This window comes from Bacillus sp. KNSH39 (assembly GCF_052656585.1).
Window position 1 is genome coordinate 1,249,126 of record NZ_JBQXYO010000001.1, and the last position, 19,602, is coordinate 1,268,727.

A 19,602-nucleotide genomic window follows, 5' to 3' on the forward strand; every position below is an offset into this window, starting at 1 on the left:
CTAAATTCTATTCTTATAAAATAAACTCCTTCACAAAAATATCCCATAAATTAACCAATTAAAGATAGCATTCGACGACATTTCTACATTTACACCGTTTTTTTTTATACATGCTGCTATAAAATAGTAGTTTCTGTAATTCTTTTTCTACTATTGTAGAAGAGTTTTTTCACACACAAAATTCTTACCCCACATATCCATGTTATAACATGCTTACAAGGAGGAGAAATATGCATTACCGCACATTAGGTAAAACTGGAATAACTGTTTCTGAAATAGGTTTTGGGGCATGGGCAATCGGTGGTGATGAATGGGGACCTGTTAACGATAAACAATCTATAACTGCTATAAAAAAAGCAATTGAGTGTGGTGTGAATTTTATTGATACTGCGGATGTGTATGGTTTAGGACATAGTGAAAAGTTGGTGGCTACCGCGATTAAAGGACATCGTAATGATATTATCCTATCAACGAAAGGTGGTTTAATCGGACACCACTACGACCCTAATGGAGTTCCTGTATATGATACTCCCGAAAAAATCATCGCCGTATTTGAAACAAGTTTACAACGTCTTCAAACAGATTATATTGATCTTTATTTTTGTCATATTTGGTGGCATAATCGTAGGGAAACAGAAGCATTTCTACGTGCATTTGACATATTAAAACGTGATGGAAAAGTAAGGGCAGTCGGTGTTTCGACTCATGATTTACAATACATTCATCATTTCAATAACAACAACGAAATTGATATCGTACAGCTTGATTACAATATATTAAATCGAAAACCAGAAAAAGATATATTACCATTTTTACAAGAGAAAAATTTAGGAGCTGTTATTCGTGGTCCATTAAAAATGGGCATTTTAACTGGAAAATTCACAAATAAAACAATTTTTCCGGATGGAGATTTACGCAAAGATTGGCCAAATGAAACTTGGTTTCAAGAAGACTTACAAACTGTAAAGAAACTTCGGTTGCTCTCAAATAAAAATCAGACCTTAGGGCAACTTGCACTTCGCTATGTACTCTCTCATCCGGCAGTAAGTGTTGTAATTCCTGGTGCCAAAACAGGAATACAAGCACAAGAAAATGCAAATGCATCTGTTCGCCCTATGTTGAGTGATGAAGAGCTTAACTATATTCATTCAATATAAAAAGCCCAATTCGGGCTTTTTAATTTGGGAAACTAATATCATACTCCATTCGCTTCGCTGTGTCCTCCGCAACATGCACACCTAACAAGTTTTTCACAATATGAAATACCATATTAATTCCAGCTGAAATTCCGGCAGATGTTATAATATGTCCTTCATCTACAAACTTTACATTTTCTATAACTTCAACATTTTGAAACTCATTTTTAAACTTTTCAATACTAGCCCAATGTGTTGTTGCTTTTAAACCTTCCAGTAAACCTGCTTTCGCCAGTAATAGCGATCCTGTACAAACTGAAGTCATCAGCTTTACTTCTTTCATTTGTTGGCGAATCCATTTTATTACTATTTCATTTTTTATTTCATATTCTCTAGCACCTAGCCCGCCCGGAATTATTAAAATATCCACTGGTGGTAAATTTTCAATACTATAATCTGGCTGTACCTTCAATCCGTTCCTTGCTGTAATCATTTCCCCATTCTCGCTAACTGTATAAACAGTAAATGGTTTTTCCTCATTCACCTCAGTTACAGAAAAAACTTCAAATGGCCCTGCAAAGTCTAACACTTCTACTTCATTAAATAAAAATATACCAACACTCCATTTATTCATCATAAGTTCACTTCCTGTTTCAAATGATGTAATAGATGATCATATCCTTTTTCTAATGCAATATCATACGCTGTTTTCCCATCATTTTTCTTTATCATCTTATTAGCTCCATTTTTAAGGAGTAACATAATTATTTCTTCATTTCCTAATAATGCCGCTTCGTGAAGTCCTGTCCAGCCACCACTTTGCATAATATTTACATCTAATCCTTTTTCAATTAAGAAAGCAACAAGTTCACTTTGCTTGTTCGCAATTGCTGCTTGCAAAGGCGTATTTTCATTTTCGTTTTTCGCTCTACTATGTATATCTGCACCACTTTCTAAAAGAAAACTCGCTATTTCTTTCTGTCCAAAATAAGCTGCTAAATGAAGTGGTGTCCATCCATCTTCACTACATTCGTTAACAATACTTGGACTCGCCTTTATAAACTTCACTACTTTTTCCTTATTACCACTTATAACAGCTTGTGCTATTGATTGTAAATGCTCCATAATAATCTCCCATCCTTCAAAATATTTAAGCATCTCCTTCTACATGTTCTATTCATTATTATATTTTCCTTTTAAAACCTTAAGTTTACATAATAATATTATATATCACTTTTTGTGCTTAATGCTGAATAGCAATAATGTTAAAAATACTGCCTTTAAACAATGAAGACCATGATTTCATTAGAATGACTGAAAAAGCAAGCAAAAAACTATACACATAGTTTTCATCATATTTGTTCAGTTGCATGAACTAAAACAGGTAATGTTTATTCTGCTATTTATGCTTTCAACATATCAAATAATATTATTCCAATAAAAAACAATCCATTTTAAAAATGGATTGTTTTTTTATTTCTGTTTTATGCGGTTTATTTTATTTTTGTATTTTCAATGATAGAATAATTATATTTACAAAAATGAAACACTACTATCTTAGCCCCTCTTATAGTAAGTTTTTCGTTCGAAAACAAAAATACAATTTCACCTTACAATTGAAAAAACATATGTAAAAGTTTCTAAAACAGCTGCCTTATCATACTAATCTATAGCAATTCTGTCTTCTTCCCTTACCTGTTTCCTTTAACACATACGATTTTAAAACTAGCGCCGTTAATGAATCTGTTAATGTTTTATATGATAAATTTGATAATGCCAATAGATCGTTCGTATATAACATTCTATGCTTCTCTAATAATAATAGTACTAATCGTTCAGACGGTTTTAATGCCTCGTCACTTTCTAGTATAAAGTCTATATTTTTCATTTCTCTAATTACTACTCCTTATATAAAAAAATACTTTAGGTGCTAATTTAATATGAAAATAATACATAACAAAATTATAGATATATTAAAATAGTACCATCTAAAAACACTATTATACTATAACATAGAAGTAGTGTTTCCCCAAATAGGAAATGCTTTTTTATATCGCTGTAAGATTCTTGCAAATGTACATAATATTTTGTACCATTACCCGCCAAGTTTTCTTCTAATTTCGCTGCTCATCCTGATGTATTTGTAATCAATGAAGTTCTTCTAAATTTATAAACAAATAAAAAACGGTTCGTCTATCATGCCCTAAACATGAATGACAACCGTTTTCTAGTTTCTTCTTAATTAACATGCTCTATCTTAAATATTTCTTGCAATATGCGGCTTACTGTAATGACTTGTTCCACCGCCACCTACAACTACTTTACCGCCTTTTTCGAAAATTAATAATTTACTTGAACCATCTGCAAGAAGCACTATTACTTCAGCATTATTACTTGTTGCTATATAAATTACATAACCACTCTTTGATATACAAGTTTCCCAATTCGCATCAAATTCTGATCTTACTACACGATTTGAATACACTTGATTTTCAATTCTATCTTGTTCTACGTTTTCCAAATTTATTCTCCCCTCTTCCCTGCATAGTTATATATATTAAAATAGCACCATCTAAAATAGTGACCGATTTTAACATAAATAGTATATGTAATTAGTAGGAGAATGCTTGGACAATAGAAACGAAATAGACTTCGGGAATTTTACAATTGAAACTTCTCTTTAATCATTTCCGCTACTTCTTTTGCACTCAAATACGTGTTATTAATTTTTATATACTCTTCTTTTTCAATTTCACCATGAAGAGAGTTTAATCTATGCATTTTCATCGTTTCTTTCAAATTATTTTCAGACCACTCAATATCTCTTTTTTTCGGTTTATGTTCTAATCTATTCGGGCTTTTATTTCGTTCTAATCTTTCATCTAATTCCGCTTCCAGCTCTACAAAATACACTGTCCCACCTTTTGATTCAAAAATATTTTCTACATGATGTATATAATCCCAATCCTCTTGGAGGTCAAATGCCCATATACACGTAAAAATCATTCCAGATAAATCACTTTTAGATACTTCTTCAAATATTTCATTACGAAATAAACTTACTAGTCTTTTTGCTTCTTTCGTACTGTAATCAAAAATTGGACTTACTAAATCAATTGTCATGTGGTTATGAAAAAGTTTTAAACCGGTTAATGTTGCTAATTCTTGCCCCACTGTCATTTTTCCAACTGCTTGTGGGCCAAATATTAATATAAGTTTCATTTATTTCCCCCAATCTTTCTCTATAAACCATTACATAAAATAAAAAATAAGACAGCCGATTTTAAAACGATTGCCTTATTTTTTATTCATAGTTTTAGTTCTATTCTTTTCGCACAGCTTCAAAAGTAATCGTTTGATTTGCATTTGACGGTTCTTTTTCATAAACATATTCAGTAGAGCGAGTAATGTTTGAGAAACCTATACTTTCTAAAAGAAGTATAAACTCTTCTATTCCATACCAGCGCAGCGCAAAGCGTTGCAATTCTGTTTGTACTAACTGTCCTTTACTCCACTTTTCATATTTCAAATATGATACAGTAACTTGGTTCAGCCAATCTATTTCAATTGATTTATTTTCTAATGTGATTCCGTCTCCGCTTGGCAAAGAGAAAGTCGATGTATGAATTTCCCCAGTCTTCCATTTATGCGGGAGCATAATATCTACAATTAATCGTCCACCTGGATTAAGATGTTCATAAAAACATTTTAATGCATTTATAGAATCCACACGATTTTCAATTAAACAAAAAGATCCAGTAGGAATGATAATTGCGTCATATTTATGCGGAAGTGAAAATTGTTGCAAGCTTCCTTCATACAAATTAGGATGTAAGCCTCTCTCTTTACAGCGCTTACGGCAAGAATCTAGCATTTCAGGTGAATAATCTATCCCATCCACTTTAAAACCAGCCTCTAGAAGCGGAATGATGACACGCCCTGAACCTACTGCAGCTTCGAGGATTCTTCCTCTACAATCTTTTAAACGTTCTTTGTAATACTCAATATCACCATTTAAAGAATAACCGACTGGTTTTGTGTAATCATACAGTTCCGTACAAAGTGTACTATAAAAGCTAAACATTTATTTTCTCCTCCGTTTTTACGTACGGAAGATTTCAATTCAACTAATCTTCCTGTACCTCTAATTTTAATGAGATTTCGAAAGAGCTGACTGTCATAATATATCACTCACTTTCCATAGAATATAATGATATTGTATTACATAACCTTCCAATTTGAAATATAAAAATTAAAAATTCAGACTACAAATTAAAGAGCTTACTTTAGTAAGCTCTTTAGAAAAAATATTTATTTCACAATCGGCAATGTCACTTCACTTAATTTCACAGTAAGTTTTGTACCAGCTTTCGGTCTAATTGTATAATCATAATCACTTGCAATTAAAACCACTCCGATTTGATGCCCCGCTTTAAATACATAATCATCTGGCTGCATGTCCCATGTGAATGTATAATCTTTGCCCGGTTGAATCGCTGTTGAATTTTCTATACTCTTTACGTTTTGTGGGTCCATCCAGCCTCTCGTTACGATTTCCGGCTTCGCTCCTCCATAGTCAACAAGTAACGCTGTTAAATTTGATACAGATCGATCAATATTTCCTGTAATTGAAATCTTTGGTGTACCACTTATACGCGTATCTTTTTGCAGTACAGGCATTGTATATACTAATCGATTTGCTACTTCTAATTCTGGGTTTGCTACTAATTGGTTTGATTTTATTTGTGCATCATCTAAGAATGAGAAAACTTTATTAGCCGATCCCATACTTAGTGGCAAATTGACTGATTTATTGCTTAAATACATACGGATTTTTGAAGGTACAGCTGCTGGATCTGGCCAATTTTTTATCTTTTGCCACGTTTTATTTTCTCTTTGCACATCAACCATTGGTTCATCCATAATTCCATTTTCAATTCCGTACAACCAATAATCTAACCATTTATTTTGTGTTTGCTGCCAGTTATTACTTGATGTCCCACCATGACCACCTTGGTGTAGCCACATTTTACGCGGAACATTATTTTCTCCAAGTGCTTCCCACCATTGCGCGAACTGTTTCGTTTTAACATTCCAATCGTTTAAACCATGAACAACAAATACACTCGCTTTTACATTTTTAGCATCTTTTACATAGTTACGTTTATCCCAAAAATCATTATAATTACCTGTTTTTCGGTCTTGTCCAGCCGTTAACTCTTTTATAACTTGTCCGCAAACTTCAGGGTTTTCCCTTGTCAGTACTGCTTCTGCCATATTATCTGTATCTTCTCCTTGATATCCGCCTGGAGCAATGACTGCACCATTTGCACGATAATAATCATACCAACTACTAATTGCTGCGATTGGAATAATTGTTTTTAAACCTTCAACTCCAGTAGTCGCAACAGCATTTGGTAATGTACCATTATAAGAAACTCCAGTCATACCTACATTGCCTGTAGACCAATTTGCCTGAACTTCCTCACCCTGTTCTGTAAATGCTTTCGCGCGACCGTTTACCCAATCAATAACAGATTTTGTCCCGAGTATCTCTTGTTCATCTCCAGTTGTAGGGCATCCATCTGATTTTCCAGTACCGATACTTTCGCCTAAAATAACTGCATAACCTCTTGGCACGTAATAGTTCCCATACGAACCAAGATTAATCGCTCCATACGGTTTTCCTTCATACGCATACAATTCTTCATCTACATTATATACAGGAACATCTTTTAATCCAGATCGATATGGACTCATTTCATAAATAACAGGAACTTTCACATTCGGATCTGTCTTTGGACGCATAACTTTTATCGATACTCTGTCTTTCTTACCGTCTTGATCACTATCAACTTCTGTCTCTACATATAAATTTTCGATAATAGCTTCATCGAGAGAATAAATCGGTTTTGTCATCCCATTTTCTAATTCAATTTTCGTATTTTTAGTCTCTTCCTTATTCTCTGCATGCACATCCATAGTAAAGCTAGGTATAATTGTTGCAGATAGCATTGCTGACAGTGTAATTGCCATTTTCTTTTTACTCAAAATATTCCCTCCCCTTATTCGTTCTCTTTTACTATATAACAAAATAACTGAAAATTCAGTTTTATTTTTATATAAAAGTTGAGAAACTCAAAGATTTCTTATTAAGTAAAATTTAATGGAGGTGTGAAATTATTTTCCCACTCCCACCTTCTTTATAAAGTGAAACTTTAATCAACCCTCACCAATTGGACGTTTACGATCAGCAGGGCCACTTCTTTGCTTTCGCTGAATTTTGAGGTGGGGTCTTACTGCCCGGCAAATAGCGGGATAAATAGAGAAAAAGACAACCAATATTTCTATCGATTGCCTTACATTCCATTTATTATTTTTCTAACTCTTTAAAGGTATCTTTCAAGTCTTTATCAGATACCTTTATATCTGCATTTTTAAGCAGATCTCTAGTAACTTGTTGATGGAATTGAGGATCTTGTATACGTTGCTGTTCTAATTCTTTACGAATATTCTCTTTCTCTTCCTCATACGGTTTAAGCTCTTTTTTATCCGTTAGCTTAATAATATGATATCCGAAAGAAGATTTAACAGGTTCACTCAATTGACCAACTTCTAACTTATACGCAGCATCCTCAAATTCTTTCACCATCATACCAGGTCCAAATTCAGATAGTTCCCCACCTTTTTCTTTAGAACCTGGATCCTCTGAATATTGTTTAGCCAATGCCGCGAAATCTTCGCCACTATTTAATTTTTCTTTAATTTCTTTTGCTGTCTTTTCATCTTTTACTAAAATATGGCTAACTTGAAGCTTTGGCTTATAATGATCTTTAATATCTTTTTCCGTTACGGTTGCTTTAATAGCTTTTTCAAAAGCAAAAGTAAGCTTTAATTTCTCTTTCAACTGATCTTCATTTTTCACACCATTGGATTCCATATATGTATTAAAATTATCGCCCATCTTGTCTTTTAATTCTTTTAGTTGTTTCGTTACCTCTTCATCCGTAACTTTATATTTATCATGTAATACTTTCTCTACTACCATTTCAGATAAATTCTGTTTACCGTAGTTTTCTTTTAATTTTTTGTTAAAATCACTTTCTGAAATGCTTCCTGATTTTGTCGTTACAATATTATCTGATGAACCACATGCAGATAAAGATAACGTCATACCCATTAAAATGCTACCAATTACTAATTTCTTTCTTTTCAAATCTGAATACCTCACTTCATTAAATTCAAATATAACTATGTAAATATAACGTTTTCCTGTGAACTTCACGTGAATTTAATGAAAGTAGAACATTTGCTAATTCTCCATTTAATACATCAATTTTGAAAATTATGGTGATTCGTCCTATATCGCTAATCTCTAAAGCTGCAAAAAGGACTAATATTTTCATTAGTCCTTTTTCACATTTATATAAAATTGAATTTCTCCATCTATAGAGGAAACTCCATATTCAAAACCATGCCTTTCTAAAATACTTTTCACTATCGCTAAACCTAATCCTGTACCTGATTTTTCTTTACTACGAGAAGATTCTAGTACATAAAAAGGCTCCCAAATTTTCTCGATATCCTTAATTTTATCCGTAGGAATGCCATTTTTTATTTGGAAATATATACTTTTATTTCTATCTTCTAATGTAATTATTATGTTTTGATTTGCTGTATATTTTATCGCATTAGAAATTAAATTTTGAAACACCATTCTCATTTTATTTAAATCTGCATAAACGATTGTATTGCCCGCATTACAATTTACTTGCAAGTTAATTTCTTTCGAATCCAGTTCAATCTGATGCTTATCTAATATACTCTGGACCAGTGGTTCAATGGGGAATTCTTCTTTTTGTAAAATATCTCTTTCTAGTTTAGAAAATCGTAATAGTTCTTCAATTAAGTTTGATATTTGATCTGTTTGTTTAATAATTGTATCTACGTAAGTCCCATCATCTAATCCATCTTTAATCCCCATAGAGTATGCTTTTACTAATGCGATCGGTGTCTTTAATTCATGCGTTACATCACCCATAAATCGTTTTAAATGTTCATTACGATCAGTTAAGTCTTGATGTGCTTCATGTAGTTTTTCACTCATGATATTAATACTATTGGCCAACTCTCCTATTTCATCATTCGTTTTCACTTTCGTTCTTTTAAACTGCAAATGTGAAATATCCTGAGCCACATCACTTAACTCTTTCAGTGGTGTCGTTATTATTTTTGAAAGTATCCACACAAGTAAAATAATAAGAAGGAGCGAGAAACATAGGATATATAAGTAAAATGTATTTAACGTATTTATAATTTCATTTGAATTCGCAATGGAAGTCCCAATTAAAATTATCGTATCATCTTTCGCAATATATTTAGCAAAAAAACTCGCTTTTACCTTTCCTTGATCGTACAGTTTATTCGATTGCCCTTCCGTCTTCACTTTCATAACTTCGTCTTTCGTAATCCAAAGCTTATTTAACGTTACTTTCTTTTTCGTAAGTTGCATGCGTAACGCGTCGTTCATAGCATCTTCTGACTGATTAATTGGCGTATACGCAATTGTAACATTATTTTCACTTTCAATTGTATGAATAACATCTTCTAAATCATTGACTGGCGCATTTTGTATTTGAGTTGTAAATTCATTTAAGTTTTCACGTGTTTTATAAATATTATATTTCGGCAGGAGAAAGTTAATTAATAATAAAGAAATTGTAAATATAAGAATAACGGTTAAAGAAATGCTGAGAAATAGCTTTTTCCCAAGTTTATTCACTTTGTTCCTCCAAACTATAACCCAGCCCACGATGCGTTTTAATAATATCTTCTCCAATTTTTTTACGCAGCCTTCTTACATGTGTATCAACCGTTCTCTCTTCTCCAAAATAGTCAAATCCCCATACAATGTCTAACAATTTTTTACGAGTTAAAATAGTTCCTTTATGATTTAAAAAGCATTTTATTAATTCGAGCTCTGTTTTTGTAATTTCTAACTCTATATCATTTTTATATACTTTATTTTTGGCGAAATTTATCTTTACATCTTGTACTTGAATAATATCATCGTGCTGAATAAGTTTTTTCGCTCGCGTAATTAGTACTCCTGGATGAAATGGTTTTTTCACGTACTCATCTGCCCCACTTTGAAGCGCTGCTAATTCATCTTCGCTTTCACTTTTCGCCGTAAGCATTAATACTTTCACGCTTGAATTCTTTTTTATTTCCTGACAGACAGTAATACCACTATGTTTTGGCATCATCCAATCCAAAATAGCTAAATCAATTTTTTCATCATAAAATATTTGAAGTGCTTCCTCTCCGTCTTTTGCTAAAAAAACTTCGAATCCTTCTTTTTCAAAATAAGCTTTTAAAATCCTTAACATATCTTGTTCGTCATCTGCAATTAATACTTTCATATTTTTTCCTCCATTGCTTTTAAACAAAAACCAATTGTATCATACAACATCTTTGTTACATGAATGTGACAGAAAAATATTTAAAGCTTTTGAGGGGATAGTAATGGTGAGGTGTTGTACTATGATAAAAAAAATCGGGGTCATTTCTCTTCTTCTATTTCTATTATCAACAAATGCGTTCGCAAATACAAATCAACAAATTGAAGTATTTGATTGTCAAAAAGAAATGGTCATTCAAAAACAATCTTTAGATCCAGTAATCCAAAAAGAAGCAGTTCAATACGCTAAAGCAATAACTGGTCCATTTAAAAACTTAAATGTCGTTCCAAAAGATGGCTATATGATAAAAATCCCTTTATCTAAGCCGGTTTCTATTACTAATCAATGGTTACACACTACAATAGACGAAGTACTTATACTGCTCCCACTAAATGAAAAGCCTTATATTATGCTTTATGATGATGAAAATAATCCGCATTTTTATTATGTAAAAGGTAAACCAGGATTATTATTGAAACACATGAAGGTTAAGTTATAATGTAAGAAAGATCCCACAAATATGATTTGCGGGATCTTTCTTTATCAATTAACAATTTGATTTTCATTTAAAAAATGAATAACCTGTCTTTTATGATGGTTATCATGATCTACAAATTCTTTAATAATATATATAAGAGAATATGGCGTTCCGGTATGAGGACAATGTGATACTCCATTGGCCGTTAAAGGTTTCTTTAGATTTCCAGCAGATAGTAATCTAAGTTCTTTTACGAGTAACTCTCTTTTAGATTTTGCTTCTTCAAGAAGTTTCATCTTAGATATACCGGATTTGGCATAACTAGATGCTAGTTTATTATATGTATCAAAATCAGGGAACTCCATTCCCTTCCCATCTCTCACTGATGATAATGTCTCACGTAATAGATAGTCATCCCAGTTCATAATATGAGATATTATTTCGCCAATAGTCCATTTCCCCTCTGATATTGGTGCCACCCACAATTCCTCTTTCATACCTTTCAATGTATTTATCCAAATTGAATATTCATTGAAATCATTAATAATTTTATTTTCTCCCATCATCCAATTCTCCATTCTAATATTAGATTCTTATAAATTATAACATCAATCTACACAAAACAGAACAAAAGTTCTACTGGAGAAGTAAACAATAATTCACTATATCCTTTTATATAAGTTCAAATAATGGCTCACTCCCATATATTTTGTCCCTTTCAGAAATCCACTCGAAGTATAAAATTTGTCACCCTGTACTGTATCTGTATTTAAAACAACAATATTAAAATGTTTTTTCGCATCGTTTATAATTCTCGCTAATAATAACCTCCCTAATCCTTTCCTTCGGTATTTTTTTGCAATATAAAATCTCCTTATCCTACCAATCTTATTGTTTATTGTATATGGATCCTCATTTAACCCTCCTATTCCAATTAACTTTTCCCCTTGAAAAATCCCATATAAGCATTCACCAGTTTTATTAAACGTGTTTATTTTATTTTCATATTCACTTATTAGTTTTATTAGGAAATAAAATCCTTCGTCTTTGCTTTCCTGAACAAGATAATCGTGTTCGTATATCATTAAATCTTCAATTTGTTGAATATGTATATCTTTCAAGTAAATCTCCCCTTACTATGAAAATACATAAAAATGCTCTAGAATTTTTGATTCTGAGCATTTTTATGATTGTTATCTTATTCAATTCGTAGTATGTGTATTCTTCACTTTAGATATAAATCGATAATATAGTTGTTTAATTCTTATTTAACTAAAGCATCTGTTTGTTTAAGTGTATACATTCACATTTATATTTTCTCTCAAATATACTATCAGTTTATATATTCCCCATTCTTCTCTAACAGGTTCAAGATAAATTGTAATTTGTTAATCAATATGTTTGTGTAACCACTGTTCAAATATTTTTAACTGTTCTTCAGTATGAAGGTAATGTTCACCCGTCTCCATAACTTCTAATTCACAACAATGTTTTTTTGTAAAATAGTTAATAGTTTCAAATTCGCACAGTTCATCCTTAGCTCCGTACATAATATATGTATCTGTATTCCATGTACTAATAGGATGCTCTTTTACATAGCATAAATAATCCCAATATAACTTTTGACCAATAGGTGTCTCTATAGTCATTTCTTTTTGTAAAAGCTCCGGTGTTACATTAAACCATTTCATCATATTTTCTATAATTCGTTCCATATTAACTACTGGTGATAAAAATAATGCCTTTTCTATCACATCATTTTGAAAAGCTAAAAGGCTAAAATATGCTCCCATACTACATGCAAACACGTTTATTTCTTTCCAATGTTCTTTTGCGTAGTTCATAATTATAGATAATTCATTAACACAAAACTGTACTTTACAAGGAGTGTTATCATTCTTTCTTTCTCCATGCTCAGGTAAATCAAAGCTTAATACTTGATAACCTTTTCGATCGGCTTCTTCAGCTAATATTTGAATAACTGCATCTTCCTTATTTGACATATTTCCATGTACTGCAATAAAAATTTTTTCACTCTTATCTCCCCACAAAACCGCAGGAATATTACTAATTTTAAAATTATTTTTAAGCATATTCCCCTCCATAAAATAAGACATATAGGACTCGAAAAAAATTCACACACTTTATTTATCTCTGTACAGCAGGCAGTATCCGCTTTAAATCTATTAAATCATCTATTACTATATCAGCCTGAGCAAGTTCCTCTTCTTGCGCAAAATCAAAATTGCATCCAATTGCAAGTAAACTGTTGTCTTTCGCTGCATTTATATCAGATAGCCGGTCACCGACTACCGCTGCCTCTTTTATATCATATTTGTTCATAATACTTTTAACTAAGTCACCTTTATTTAGCGATTGTATTTGTTCAATACTAAACGTTTCAGTCACCCACTTGTCTAAAGCATAATACGTTACGATTGCTCGTAAATATTCTTTCAAACCATTACTAGCAATGTAAATTGAACAATTATTTTCTTTTATATATGTAAATATTTCTTTTACATTTGGATAAAAAGCGCCTTTTCCGCTTTTTATGTTTTCAATTAGTCTATCTAAAAAATATGCATCTGTTTGTTCTCTTATTTCAATAGAATGTTCCGGTAATAAAGCTTCCCAAACTTTCGGTAGCGGCACACCCATAATTTCACGGTATTTTTCAATCGGTGTTACCGTATCCCATAATTGAAGTGATCTTAAGTGATCAAAAGTATCATCTAACGATAATTCTAAAATTTTATCTGTTTGAAATAATGTTCCATCCATATCAAAAATTAATGCTTGTAACATTCTTATTTCTCCTTTTGGACTATAGTTTTACCAGATATATTTTTAAGAATCTCAATAATAATTTCTGAGCAATAATTTGCAGCAGTTTTCGCGAAATCATCATAAGAAACTTGAGCTTCATCATCTGCACTGTCAGAAATACATCGTATAACAAGAAACGGTATATCATTTATGTAGGCAACATGTCCAATTGCTGCACCTTCCATTTCTGTACAATGAGGTGCGTATTCGTCTATTAATTTTGCCTTTAACTTTGAATCTTCAACAAAACATTCACCACTTACAATTCTTCCTTCGTGAGCTTGAATATTTGAACTATTACTGTTACATGCTTTACGTGCTAACTCTATCAATTCCTTACTTGCAATAAACTCCTCTTGAAACGGGAATAATTTTTTCATTTGATTTTTACTTACATCATGATGGGTAACATTCGTTGAAATAACTACATCACCAACTTTTACATCTGGATGTAATCCACCAGCAACGCCCGTATTGATGATAGAGTCTACATTAAATTTATGAATTAATGTTTGCGCACATGCAGCTGCATTTACTTTCCCTACACCAGAACGTGCAATAATTACTTCTGTTCCCATGAATTCTCCAATATAAAATGGCATTCCCGCTATTGTCTGTTCTTCTTGTATTACTAGCTTTTCTAAAAGTAAATCTATTTCAATTTGCATTGCTCCGATAATGCCGGTTCTGTTCATGTATGTAGTCCCCTTTATTAATTAATCCCTTTAATCCTCTCTGACATAACCGACAATAAAAATTTCGGAAGTACAAGTTGTCTCTTTAATCTTTTCGGCTGTGAGAGTAACCTATACAGCCATTCAGTTCCAGTATCCCTCATTATTTTCGGTGCTCTTTTTACAGTACCAGATATTATATCAATCATTCCTCCGATACCAATAGATAGCGGAACGTTTAATGTTTGTATGTTTTCATAAATGAACTCTTCTTGTTTTGGTGAACCTAGTCCTACAAGTAATAAATGCGGTTTGAATTGCTTAATTTTCATTTTTATTTCTTCTATTTCTTCACCATTTACAAATCCATGCTGTCCTTTAAATTGTGCTCCTGGGAACTGCTCATTTAATTTTTCTAATGCCTTTTTATTACTTTCTGGCGCAGCTCCAAAAAGAAAGACACGATATTCATTGTCGTTACAATATTTTATTAAATCGTGAGTTAAATCCGCCCCAGTAACACGTTCTTTCAAAGTTCCTTTTAATATTTTCGAGCCAATTATGACACCAATCCCATCCGCTGTTATTAAATCCGCAGATAGTAACATCTTTTTAAACTCCTTTGATTTTTCCGTATTTTCCTTTGCAGACATAACAATTTCAGGATTTGCAGTTACTACAAACCTTGGTTTCTCTTGTTGTTCATGTAGCCAACCTTTTAATAAACTTATAGCTTTTGCATATTCTAAAGTTGAAAAAGGTATACCTTTTATAAATTGCTGATCCACTGTACTCTCCCCTTACATAAGCTGCAAATATTCATCAATGTCTTTAGAAATTTGAATAAAAGCTTTATTCCAAAATTCATAATTTCTTATATCTATTTCAAAATGTTTTTTCATAAGCTCCTCTACTGGAGCCTTTCCTGTTTCTCGTAAGAACTCTTTATATTTCAAATGAAAAGTACTTTTACCTTCTTGAGCTATTTCTAATAAGCTAAAACTTACTAAATATCCAAACGTGTATGGATAATTGTAAAAAGGAACATCTGCTATATAAAATTGAATATATTTCATCCATACAAACGGCTGGTATTCACTTAAAGCATTTCCATAAGCTTCTTTTTGTGCAATTATAGATAATTTCTCAATTTCATCAGCACTTAAAGGACCCTCTTTACATTTTTCATAAAATGTTTTTTCAAACTGATACGATGCTCGTATTGCCATTACATAATTAAAACTATTTCTTATTTTCCAGCTAAGTAATGACTTTTTCATATCTTTACTATCCGTTGTTTCAATTAGATAATTTAAGAGTACCGTTTCAAAGAAAATAGATGCTGATTCAGCCGTACTCATTGGCAAATAATCATCTAAAAAAGATGTAGATTGTTCAAAACTCATATTATAAAAATGCCAAGCATGTCCTAATTCATGAGCGAGCACTCTTACACTATTTATACTCCCATCATAACGAATGGAAATTCGCGATTCTTTCTCACTGAAAAATGGAGCACAAAACCCGCCTGGTGGTTTATTCTCTCTCGGTTCAGCATCTACCCAACCACTTTCTATCGTATTACGTGCAAATTCTGCTAATTCTTCATCAATATTCTTCCATGCATCATAAACGTTTTGTATTGCTACTGAAAAAGGAATCATGACCTCATTACTTTCCTTTACCGTCATAAGTGCATGCCATGTAATTGAAGCTTTCCCTTTCTTATACACGTTTAAAGCACTTACTAATTTATCAAGGTTTTCTTCTGTCGCATTCCACATTTGGAATAATACAGTTTCTGAAATGCCATTCGCATGAAAAGATTGTGTTAAAATCTCTCTATCTTCTATTTCATTACTCTTTGCATTACGCAATCTCCCTACTTGATTTAATACAGTAGCAAAGATTTCTTTTTCCTTATGTAAAGCACATGTTAATGACTCGAATACTTCTAATCTTTCCTTTTCATTATCACTATTCATTGCAATAGTATTTGCTTGTCCAAAGGATAATAGTTTATTATTGTGCTCTATTTCTATCCTATCCCGTAATTGTATGTACATATTTTCCCACGCATTAAGTTCATCTTTTATTAACTTAGTATTATCTGAAGTTTCCACTTCATTATGTTTTATTACTTGCTGTAATTCACTTTTTAGTTCCTTCACTTTCACGGTCAATTTAGTAAGGTCAGATGGAACACTTTCTTCAACCGATCGACAGTACAAATAGTATTCTGCTTTTTCAATAGCTTGTATAAGCTTTGAAAGAATCTCTACATCTTTTGTTACAAAATATTGCTCTTTCAACTCCAAAATCGGAAATAGAATATCCTCATTCAAATACAAGCGATTTAAATCCCATCTAGCACTTTCTTGCATTTTTATAGCCGCCTCCTATTTTTACAAATAGTTACAGATATTTCTCCCCACACAATTATATATGAAATGGCAAAATTTTGATATCTTCAAATATTTAAATTTCTATAAATATATTCTTATTTATACTCTTTTCTTCTACCATTAAGTATCATTACACATATAAAAAATACTCCCTCTACAAGATTGCATTTGATATAGGAAAACTTCAAAGATTTTATCTTCATCAATACCATATCGACCGATTATCACAGATTAAAAAATAAAAAAGGATTGATCAAAAGATCAATCCTTTACTCTACTTCATTTAAGAAAAATAACGTTATAACGCCAGGTCCTGTATGTGCACCGATTGCTGCACCAATTGTATTTACGATAAATACTTCACAGCCAAATCTTTCCGTAATTAACGATTTTAATGCTTCCGCTGTTTCTAAATCGTCACCGTGAGTCATACCGATTGTTTGACCTTTAAGGTCTTTACCACGTTCTTCCATAATATCAACAATACGGCTTAATACTTTCTTTTTCCCTCGTACCTTTTCAAGTGGTACAAGTTTTCCTTCTTCCACGTTTAAGATCGGTTTAATGTTTAGTAAACCACCGATAAATCCTGCGACTTTGCTTAAACGTCCACCTCTCACTAAGTACTGTAAGTCAGCTACAGTGAAGATATGTTCCATATGGCTCATTAGAAAATCAACACGCTTTAAAATATCTTCTTTTGATGCGCCGTCTTTTGCCATTTTAGCAGCTTCTAAAACGACAAGACCTTGACCAAGCGAAGCACATTTCGTATCAATAATTTCTAAATCTAAGTTAGCATATGTTTCTTTTACTTCCTCTTTAATGACAACTGATGATTGATATGTACCAGACAGTTCAGATGAAAAAGCTAAATATATACAAGGATTACCTTCTTTTGCATAAGAAACAAATTTTTCTTGGAACGTTTCAAGTGAAGGCAATGACGTTCTATAAACAGCGCCTTCTCTCATTTTTTGCAATAATGTAACTGACTCTAATGTTACTCCATCTAAATACTCTGTTTCTGCTTCATCATATACACGGAGTGGAATTAAATCAATATCATATGCTTGCAGCAATTCTACTGGTAAATCCGCCGCACTATCCGTAATGATTTTAACACCCATTTTTAAACCTCTATTCTGTTATAAATATAAAATAATAAAATAAAAATAGTACTTTTAAATTATATACGTAAAACTTAAATGAAGAAAGGAAAACACTTTATATTGTATGCACTATTCTTCAAAACTTGAACTGTTAATGAAAATGATTCTATTTTAAACACCTTTTTCTTATTATTTTTCTAAAACACGAATAATTTTATAAGTATTTTGTATCATTATATTTTAATTCTTTATCTTAATATAATCTTTTCAAATTCATACTGTTTAAAATGTAAAAGCCAAATCCAATAAAGGAAATGGCTTTTACATTTTCATAAAATAACCAAACTTTATTTTCCATCAAATTGTTTGTTTACATTCATACTTTGGTGATGTTGAATATTAGTCCAGTTATGATAAATATTTATAGCCTGTACTATAATTAAAACAGTGAATATTCACCTGTAAGAATCACTAGATAAAAACAAGTTAAACATTTTATAAAATATTTAATTTTACTAGTAAAGCTAATAAAATTTGGAGAAGAATTTGAACATTTACTGCTATGTCTGTATCCGTAGTCGTAACTGTAACATTTCTAGAATTTCTAATAACAGTTTCTTGTTTATTAATTTGTTTAATAGATGATTTTTGAAACAATTCTTGTGCTACACGGTCAGCTTTTTCACTATCTGCTATAGAAATACTTATTATAACCACGATAGCTGCTTGTAATGCTGCTTGAATAGATAAAGCAGCTTTTGTATCTGTAGTAGTAACTTCTACATCTGCTGAATCTACAATTGTAATAGATTCTTCAGAAATTTGATACGTTTTACTTTCTTGCGCAGCTGCTTCTGAAACGCTAGCATTTTTAAAAGATGGATGAGGATTTGAGGAATCTAATGCACTCCACTTTTTATTTTCATCTGAATGACATGTTTTGTCCATGCGTTCACCCCCTTTCAATCTAAATAATTATTAACTTGTGATTGTATTTCAGAAACAATACTTTTAATTTGCTGCTTTTTTTCTGGTGATAAATTTTTTAATTTTTCTTCATTTATCCCATGCCTATTAAAAATATCTGAGAGTAAAAGGTCTATAATTATATTCTTTTGATCCTTATCAAACTTAAAGGAAGAAAATTTATTTAAATCATCCATTTACAATATTCACTCCAATCAATTTTCTATAAAAATTTTAAATATCTACGAGCATTATATGTAATGAAATAAAAATTGCTTGGACAAGTAACTTAATCTTCTATTTTCACTTCTTTTTGCTAATAAAATCAAAAGCTGACTTCTAATAAGAAGACAGCTTTCCTTCACTTCACATAAATATAAGTTTCATTACTGTTAAATCATGTATTTTATCTTTATTTGTAGTTTTCCACACTTGCTTTACCATTAATCTTGAATATTAATTCAGTCATAATAAAAAGTCCAAGCTTGTACCACGTATTACAACAAAAAACATTTACTTAGATTGAAAACTTATAGCTAAA

At 31.6% G+C, this 19,602-nt stretch carries 22 protein-coding genes; 2 read left to right on the top strand and 20 right to left on the bottom strand.

Features of this window, described 5'->3' with window-relative positions; all coding sequences use genetic code 11:
* Window positions 1-230: 230 nt before the first annotated feature.
* Entirely contained in the window at window positions 231-1,157 is a 927-nt protein-coding gene (locus ACUL40_RS06260; protein ID WP_000559360.1) for an aldo/keto reductase, read from the top strand.
* Between the two features lie 19 nt (window positions 1,158-1,176).
* On the opposite strand, the gene ACUL40_RS06265 is transcribed toward ACUL40_RS06260, so the two are convergent.
* The 10 genes from ACUL40_RS06265 to ACUL40_RS06310 form a co-directional block, all read right to left on the bottom strand.
* The gene (locus ACUL40_RS06265) at window positions 1,177-1,773 is read right to left on the bottom strand and encodes a DJ-1/PfpI family protein (RefSeq protein WP_445422887.1); all 597 of its coding nucleotides are present in this window, start codon (window positions 1,771-1,773) and stop codon (window positions 1,177-1,179) included.
* A complete protein-coding gene (locus ACUL40_RS06270) occupies window positions 1,770-2,261 on the bottom strand; it encodes an ankyrin repeat domain-containing protein (RefSeq protein ID WP_000400680.1) in 492 nt (163 codons plus the stop codon). The genes ACUL40_RS06265 and ACUL40_RS06270 overlap by 4 nt, the downstream gene beginning before the upstream one ends.
* Before the next feature lie 532 nt (window positions 2,262-2,793).
* Window positions 2,794-3,024, bottom strand: coding sequence for a hypothetical protein (locus ACUL40_RS06275; RefSeq protein WP_000789031.1), 231 nt, complete (start codon window positions 3,022-3,024; stop codon window positions 2,794-2,796).
* A 369-nt stretch (window positions 3,025-3,393) separates the two neighbouring features.
* A complete protein-coding gene (locus ACUL40_RS06280; protein WP_000432421.1) occupies window positions 3,394-3,657 on the bottom strand; it encodes a hypothetical protein in 264 nt (87 codons plus the stop codon).
* A gap of 140 nt (window positions 3,658-3,797) precedes the next feature.
* On the bottom strand, window positions 3,798-4,358 hold the full coding sequence (locus ACUL40_RS06285; protein ID WP_445422888.1) for an AAA family ATPase: 561 nt from the start codon (window positions 4,356-4,358) through the stop codon (window positions 3,798-3,800).
* Window positions 4,359-4,458: 100 nt separating this feature from the next.
* Entirely contained in the window at window positions 4,459-5,220 is a 762-nt protein-coding gene (locus ACUL40_RS06290) for a class I SAM-dependent methyltransferase (protein WP_000490911.1), read from the bottom strand.
* Window positions 5,221-5,447: 227 nt separating this feature from the next.
* Window positions 5,448-7,187, bottom strand: a complete 1,740-nt coding sequence (locus tag ACUL40_RS06295) for a Xaa-Pro dipeptidyl-peptidase (RefSeq protein ID WP_142408745.1) — start codon at window positions 7,185-7,187, stop codon at window positions 5,448-5,450.
* 322 nt (window positions 7,188-7,509) lie between these two features.
* A complete protein-coding gene (locus tag ACUL40_RS06300; protein WP_000823433.1) occupies window positions 7,510-8,352 on the bottom strand; it encodes a peptidylprolyl isomerase PrsA in 843 nt (280 codons plus the stop codon).
* 189 nt (window positions 8,353-8,541) lie between these two features.
* The gene (locus tag ACUL40_RS06305; protein WP_001037254.1) at window positions 8,542-9,918 is read right to left on the bottom strand and encodes a sensor histidine kinase; all 1,377 of its coding nucleotides are present in this window, start codon (window positions 9,916-9,918) and stop codon (window positions 8,542-8,544) included.
* The gene (locus ACUL40_RS06310) at window positions 9,911-10,558 is read right to left on the bottom strand and encodes a response regulator transcription factor (RefSeq protein ID WP_000865969.1); all 648 of its coding nucleotides are present in this window, start codon (window positions 10,556-10,558) and stop codon (window positions 9,911-9,913) included. The genes ACUL40_RS06305 and ACUL40_RS06310 overlap by 8 nt, the downstream gene beginning before the upstream one ends.
* A gap of 121 nt (window positions 10,559-10,679) precedes the next feature.
* Here ACUL40_RS06310 and ACUL40_RS06315 point away from each other — a divergent pair, with 121 nt between their 5' ends.
* Window positions 10,680-11,096: a hypothetical protein gene (locus ACUL40_RS06315; protein ID WP_000591763.1), complete on the top strand. Its 417-nt coding sequence runs from the start codon at window positions 10,680-10,682 to the stop codon at window positions 11,094-11,096.
* Window positions 11,097-11,140: 44 nt separating this feature from the next.
* On the opposite strand, the gene ACUL40_RS06320 is transcribed toward ACUL40_RS06315, so the two are convergent.
* From ACUL40_RS06320 to ACUL40_RS06365, 10 genes are all read right to left on the bottom strand, one after another.
* Window positions 11,141-11,638, bottom strand: a complete 498-nt coding sequence (locus ACUL40_RS06320) for a DinB family protein (protein ID WP_000504411.1) — start codon at window positions 11,636-11,638, stop codon at window positions 11,141-11,143.
* Between the two features lie 99 nt (window positions 11,639-11,737).
* Window positions 11,738-12,196: a GNAT family N-acetyltransferase gene (locus ACUL40_RS06325; protein ID WP_000651656.1), complete on the bottom strand. Its 459-nt coding sequence runs from the start codon at window positions 12,194-12,196 to the stop codon at window positions 11,738-11,740.
* 267 nt (window positions 12,197-12,463) lie between these two features.
* Window positions 12,464-13,168, bottom strand: coding sequence for an alpha/beta hydrolase (locus tag ACUL40_RS06330; protein WP_048656226.1), 705 nt, complete (start codon window positions 13,166-13,168; stop codon window positions 12,464-12,466).
* A 55-nt stretch (window positions 13,169-13,223) separates the two neighbouring features.
* A complete protein-coding gene (locus ACUL40_RS06335; protein WP_142408712.1) occupies window positions 13,224-13,883 on the bottom strand; it encodes an HAD hydrolase-like protein in 660 nt (219 codons plus the stop codon).
* A 2-nt stretch (window positions 13,884-13,885) separates the two neighbouring features.
* Window positions 13,886-14,599: a 5'-methylthioadenosine/adenosylhomocysteine nucleosidase gene (locus ACUL40_RS06340; protein ID WP_065212611.1), complete on the bottom strand. Its 714-nt coding sequence runs from the start codon at window positions 14,597-14,599 to the stop codon at window positions 13,886-13,888.
* A gap of 17 nt (window positions 14,600-14,616) precedes the next feature.
* Window positions 14,617-15,366 carry a WecB/TagA/CpsF family glycosyltransferase gene (locus ACUL40_RS06345; protein WP_000372655.1) on the bottom strand — a complete coding sequence of 250 codons (750 nt, stop codon included), beginning with the start codon at window positions 15,364-15,366 and terminating at the stop codon, window positions 14,617-14,619.
* A 12-nt stretch (window positions 15,367-15,378) separates the two neighbouring features.
* Entirely contained in the window at window positions 15,379-16,962 is a 1,584-nt protein-coding gene (locus ACUL40_RS06350) for a M3 family metallopeptidase (RefSeq protein WP_061457352.1), read from the bottom strand.
* Between the two features lie 290 nt (window positions 16,963-17,252).
* Window positions 17,253-18,113, bottom strand: coding sequence for a DegV family protein (locus ACUL40_RS06355; RefSeq protein ID WP_000538278.1), 861 nt, complete (start codon window positions 18,111-18,113; stop codon window positions 17,253-17,255).
* Window positions 18,114-18,590: 477 nt separating this feature from the next.
* Window positions 18,591-19,043 carry a spore coat protein gene (locus ACUL40_RS06360; protein WP_000361676.1) on the bottom strand — a complete coding sequence of 151 codons (453 nt, stop codon included), beginning with the start codon at window positions 19,041-19,043 and terminating at the stop codon, window positions 18,591-18,593.
* A gap of 14 nt (window positions 19,044-19,057) precedes the next feature.
* On the bottom strand, window positions 19,058-19,258 hold the full coding sequence (locus ACUL40_RS06365; protein ID WP_000342253.1) for a spore coat protein W: 201 nt from the start codon (window positions 19,256-19,258) through the stop codon (window positions 19,058-19,060).
* Window positions 19,259-19,602: the final 344 nt, after the last annotated feature.

Coding starts and splice junctions, on each gene's coding strand:
- ACUL40_RS06260 (WP_000559360.1), top strand. CDS start 231: ATGCATTACCGCACATTAGGTAAAACTGGAATAACTGTTTCTGAAATA.
- ACUL40_RS06265 (WP_445422887.1), bottom strand. CDS start 1,773: ATGATGAATAAATGGAGTGTTGGTATATTTTTATTTAATGAAGTAGAA.
- ACUL40_RS06270 (WP_000400680.1), bottom strand. CDS start 2,261: ATGGAGCATTTACAATCAATAGCACAAGCTGTTATAAGTGGTAATAAG.
- ACUL40_RS06275 (WP_000789031.1), bottom strand. CDS start 3,024: ATGAAAAATATAGACTTTATACTAGAAAGTGACGAGGCATTAAAACCG.
- ACUL40_RS06285 (WP_445422888.1), bottom strand. CDS start 4,358: ATGAAACTTATATTAATATTTGGCCCACAAGCAGTTGGAAAAATGACA.
- ACUL40_RS06290 (WP_000490911.1), bottom strand. CDS start 5,220: ATGTTTAGCTTTTATAGTACACTTTGTACGGAACTGTATGATTACACA.
- ACUL40_RS06310 (WP_000865969.1), bottom strand. CDS start 10,558: ATGAAAGTATTAATTGCAGATGACGAACAAGATATGTTAAGGATTTTA.
- ACUL40_RS06315 (WP_000591763.1), top strand. CDS start 10,680: ATGATAAAAAAAATCGGGGTCATTTCTCTTCTTCTATTTCTATTATCA.
- ACUL40_RS06320 (WP_000504411.1), bottom strand. CDS start 11,638: ATGGGAGAAAATAAAATTATTAATGATTTCAATGAATATTCAATTTGG.
- ACUL40_RS06330 (WP_048656226.1), bottom strand. CDS start 13,168: ATGCTTAAAAATAATTTTAAAATTAGTAATATTCCTGCGGTTTTGTGG.
- ACUL40_RS06335 (WP_142408712.1), bottom strand. CDS start 13,883: ATGTTACAAGCATTAATTTTTGATATGGATGGAACATTATTTCAAACA.
- ACUL40_RS06340 (WP_065212611.1), bottom strand. CDS start 14,599: ATGAACAGAACCGGCATTATCGGAGCAATGCAAATTGAAATAGATTTA.
- ACUL40_RS06350 (WP_061457352.1), bottom strand. CDS start 16,962: ATGCAAGAAAGTGCTAGATGGGATTTAAATCGCTTGTATTTGAATGAG.
- ACUL40_RS06355 (WP_000538278.1), bottom strand. CDS start 18,113: ATGGGTGTTAAAATCATTACGGATAGTGCGGCGGATTTACCAGTAGAA.
- ACUL40_RS06360 (WP_000361676.1), bottom strand. CDS start 19,043: ATGGACAAAACATGTCATTCAGATGAAAATAAAAAGTGGAGTGCATTA.
- ACUL40_RS06365 (WP_000342253.1), bottom strand. CDS start 19,258: ATGGATGATTTAAATAAATTTTCTTCCTTTAAGTTTGATAAGGATCAA.